Consider the following 4,471-nt stretch of genomic DNA (forward strand, 5'->3'; position numbering starts at 1 on the left):
TCTCTTTTCTTTTTAAAAGTCTATTTGTTATTTTAATTTATGGAAATAGTATAACCTTTATTCAGCAGCTTTTAGAAGATGATATTATTGAAAAGAAAAAAGCCGCGTACCCCTTTTATATTGATCGAAAAATCACATCTGACGGAGTGTCAAATGTAGATTGGAGACTCCCTTTAGAGGCTCAAAAAGTACCTGTAAATTTCCATGTTCTCAAAGCCCTTACAACACTTATCAAAGTCAATTTCTATATAAAAGTAAGAGGCTTACACACAACCCTCCAATTGATTAAAAAATCTAAAAAATCATACTTAAATTATATCATTCCACAAGAAGAAGAACTTAAAGACCTTGCCAATATACTGAATAAAGCCTGCCTCATGTATCCAACACGAACAAAATGTTTAGAGTGGGCAATGACATTTGTTCTTCTTGCTTTAAAGAAAAGGTGGAAATGTAATCTTGAAATCGGGGTCCAAAACTATCCATTTTTTGCCCATGCCTGGGTGGAATGTGATGGAAAAGTCGTGCTGGACTCTGAGGATTTAAGAAACGGTCTTGCCATTATTTTAAATGAACCTTTCCGGAGGATAAAATCATGATTTATGCAGGCCTTTTAAATTTTAGCGCTTCGTCAATCACAGAAAAACATCTGAGCAAAGCATTACTATCTTTTACACAAGTATCTCCTACAGTCATCCATAAGAATGCTCTCATTTTGTGTTATGGAAAACTTTCCAAGACTCAAGACATGGATGATGTTTGGGAGAATGATTCTTCAATTTTGCTCGGACGCATTTTTGAAAAAGAGCCTTCTTGTGTTTTGAAAAAAGAAACCTTTAAAGAGCTTTCCCATTTAAGAAAGGAAGACGTTTTAAAGAAGCTCTGGGGAAAATACATTTATATTCACATCCCCAAAGAAACATCGCAATTTGATATTGTGATTGATGCAACAGGTCAACTTCCTTTTTACTATTACATTTTCCAAAATGGCAACATTCTATTTGCGTCTGATATCGAAATTATTTTTAAAGTACTTTCTCAAAAGCCAGATTATAATTGGCCCTATCTTTGTTCATATTTGGTCTATGGAAACAGCAACTCTATTGAAACACCCTTTAAAAATATTTTTGAACTTCCTCCTGCCTGCTTCTTAAAAATAACGCCACATGAAAGAAAAACGTCTCTTTTTTGGAACCCTCTGGATTCCTATAAAAACTCGAACAGCCCAAAAAATGATGCCGTCAATGTTCTTCAGAGTACTTTAAAACCTTGGATTGAGCCTTACCAAACAGTTTGTGTAAGTCTTTCTGGAGGCCTCGATTCTTCTTCTCTTGTTTACTGTTTGAAAGACCTTGTTAAAAAAGATCAAACTTTGACGGCATTAAATTATTTTCATTCTCATATTAAGTCTTCAAATGAGCTTATTCATGCGCGTAAAGTTTGTGAAGAAACAGGCATTGAGCTTATTGAAGTTGACGCTTCAAACTCTCTCCCATTTAATCCTTCTCAAAAAAAACATCCTATGAGGCCAAGCAAACCATTTCCTGGCCTCGTAAGTTTAAATTGGCTTGAAACCATATTTAACAATATCCCTGCAACTGGATCTTTTACTTTTATAAGTGGGCATGGAAGTGATCATATTTTTATGCGTCCTCCGTCTCAAAAATCAATTTCAGATTATATTATTGAGAAAGGCCTTAAGGGATCAAAAGATCAATTTAAGGATATTGCTCAATTTTACAGAGATCCGCTTTTTTCTCTCTTCAAACTCAATCTTAGAACGCTCTTCTCTCATTTTCTAAGAATGAAGAAAGAAAAAGCGCATCTTAAAGATCAAATTAAAGATCTTCCAAAATGGATTAAGAAAGAACTTTTTCAAAACACATCTTCCCCTTATTCCCACCCAATTGATGACGCACTTCCTCAAGATACTCTGCCTGGAAAAAAAGATCAGATTGATGCTCTTTTTCAAGGATTTTCTTCTATTCAAATAGAGATGATGGATCAAGCAGATCCAACGTTTTATCCTTTTCTTTATGAGCCTGTAATTGAATTTGCGCTCTCTTTTCCGACCTACGAACTTTTTAAGAATGGATATGATCGCTACCCTCTTCGTAAATCAGTGAGTGATACCTTTAAAACAGACACCGTTTGGAGACGTGATAAAAGCCAAACAACGGGACTCTTTCAATTAGGAATTAAAAAGAACTTAGACCATATTTTAAGCCTGTGTTTCGAGGGACATTTTGTAAAGCTGAAACTTGTTGATAAAGAATCCCTTCATAAGACAATAACACTCCTTGGTGATGGAGACATCAACCATCTTTGGCCTCTCATACATCTCGTCTCCGTGGAAATGTTTTTAAGATACTGGGATGAAAGGAGCATGAAATGAGAAACTCCTTACTCTTTAATTCCCACATAAATTGTATCAAAGAATTATTCTTTACAATATTTGAAGATAAAAAAATTTGTGTCCAATTTTTTTTAGGACTTTTTATCTTAATCATTAGTCTTCTCTCGACACTCGCAGCCCCCCTTCTCTTAAAAAAAGGCGTAGATTCTTTCTCTCAAACAAACTCCATTCTCATTACTTCCATCCTTCTTTGCTATGGGCTCTTATGGACCCTCACCCAAGCTTCTCTCCATCTACGTGCCCTCTTAATATATAAAATTGAGCAACGAATAGTGTTTGTTTTAGAACTCAAGGTCCTCTCTCATCTTTACACTCTCTCTCAAAGATACTTTCTCAATCAAAAACCTGGAGCTTTAACAAACGTCATTCGAAGAGCTCAGCAAGATGTTCCTTCTCTTATTATGGGGCTCTTCTTTCATGTTATTCCCACGGTGTTTGAATTTCTCTGTGTCATTCTTCTTATCTCCTATTTTTATCCTTTCTCTTATAGTCTTCTATTAGGAGGGACTCTTATTACTTTTTTCGGCTATACCCTCTGGGCCATGAAGTCCATTTTAAAAGATCGGGAAAAAGCAAATGAAATTGATAAAAATGTTGATGGTATTGTGACAGATTTTCTGTCAAATCAAGAATCTATTAAAATTTTTAGCCAAGAAAAATTAGCCATCGGCATGTGTGAAAAAGAACTTAAAAAACGTGAACTCTCTGAGGTTACTTTTGTCACGAAATTCAGTCTTATTCAATTGGGGCAAACCCTCATCTTAGGGCTTGGGCTGATAATTCTTACATACTCTATTGGACAAGGAGTGATTGATAAGACCCTATCTGTAGGCGATTTTGTTCTTTTCAATGGCTACATCTTACAATTTATCCTTCCCATGAGTATTTTAGGTCAAGTCACTCAAGATATTAAAAAAGCCATAGTAGATATGAAAGGGGTTCTTGATATTCTTTTAACAAAGAATGAAATTCAAGAAGCGAGTTCACCTTTTCATTTAGGTGGAAATCATCTTCAAATTACGTTTCAAAACATTACTTTTGGATATAGAGATTGTCCTATCTTTGAAAATGTTTCTTTTATAATAGAACCTAATGAAACAGTTCTTATTGTTGGGCCAACGGGTACTGGAAAATCAACACTCGCAAAACTTCTTTTAAGGTTATATGACCCCATAAATGGCAACATTTTCATTAATAACATTAATCTTAAACATATCTCCTTTCAGTCTTTGTACAAGACAATTGGATTTGTCCCACAAGAAAGTAGTCTTTTAAACGATACAATTCAAAACAACATTCGTTTTGTCTCTCCTCAGGCATCCCTTAAGGATATTGAAAGAGCTTTAGACAATGCGCATCTTCTCGACTTTGTAAGACAGCTTCCTGAAGGTCTTCATACAGAAGTTGGAAACAGAGGACTTAAACTTTCTGGAGGTGAAAAACAACGTCTCTCACTTGCACGGTTGTTTCTTAAAAAACCAAAAATATGCATCTTTGATGAAGCCACTTCATTTTTGGATAAAAATACAGAATGGATCATTCAAAATAATATCGAAAAATCTCTTCCTGGGATGACAAAAATTATCATCATACATCGTCCTTTTATGGTCTAACACGCTTCAAAAGTATTCATGGTCCATGAAAAAAAGATTGTCCAACACCCAATACATCATGACTTTAATGATCTTTCTAAAAAATTATCTAAAACATGTCATAACAGAAATTTAATAAGAACAGAAGACATGTCAGAAACAAACGTATCTGACGTGTATTTAACCCTCCCATTATCTTCTGTCGCTGATGGGAATATCGCCAAAAGAAAGGAAACCTATTATGCAAAATAAATTTCAATTTAGGCCTCTTATAAGTTCTATCTTTCAATCATTTACGCATTCTAAAAAAAGCGGATTTTTTAGGGAACAGAGTATGGATCTTCCGAAATCTGCAGCGCATATAACGGAAGGATTTTCAGGGTTTAAATGTGAAAATCCTTATAATTGGATAGAGTCCCGTCAAGAGGTGTAAAATTAGATTGAGTCATTGGCAGACTCCGAT

The 4,471-nt window shown here is 34.9% G+C and carries 4 protein-coding genes; all 4 read left to right on the forward strand.

The window, feature by feature from the left end; all coding sequences use genetic code 11:
- Positions 1-599, forward strand: a 599-nt coding sequence (locus JSS34_08480; GenBank protein ID MBS0186334.1) for a lasso peptide biosynthesis B2 protein, incomplete at its 5' end; no start/stop codon positions are given.
- The gene (locus JSS34_08485) at positions 596-2,395 is read left to right on the forward strand and encodes a hypothetical protein (GenBank protein MBS0186335.1); all 1,800 of its coding nucleotides are present in this window, start codon (positions 596-598) and stop codon (positions 2,393-2,395) included. The genes JSS34_08480 and JSS34_08485, both read left to right, overlap by 4 nt.
- The gene (locus JSS34_08490) at positions 2,392-4,029 is read left to right on the forward strand and encodes an ABC transporter ATP-binding protein (GenBank protein ID MBS0186336.1); all 1,638 of its coding nucleotides are present in this window, start codon (positions 2,392-2,394) and stop codon (positions 4,027-4,029) included. The genes JSS34_08485 and JSS34_08490 overlap by 4 nt, the downstream gene beginning before the upstream one ends.
- Before the next feature lie 220 nt (positions 4,030-4,249).
- Complete coding sequence (locus tag JSS34_08495; protein MBS0186337.1) at positions 4,250-4,441, forward strand: hypothetical protein; 192 nt, start codon at positions 4,250-4,252, stop codon at positions 4,439-4,441.
- The last annotated feature ends 30 nt before the right edge of the window (positions 4,442-4,471 follow it).

Source organism: Pseudomonadota bacterium, assembly GCA_018242545.1.
Taxonomy (GTDB): Bacteria; Pseudomonadota; Alphaproteobacteria; order 16-39-46; family 16-39-46; genus 16-39-46.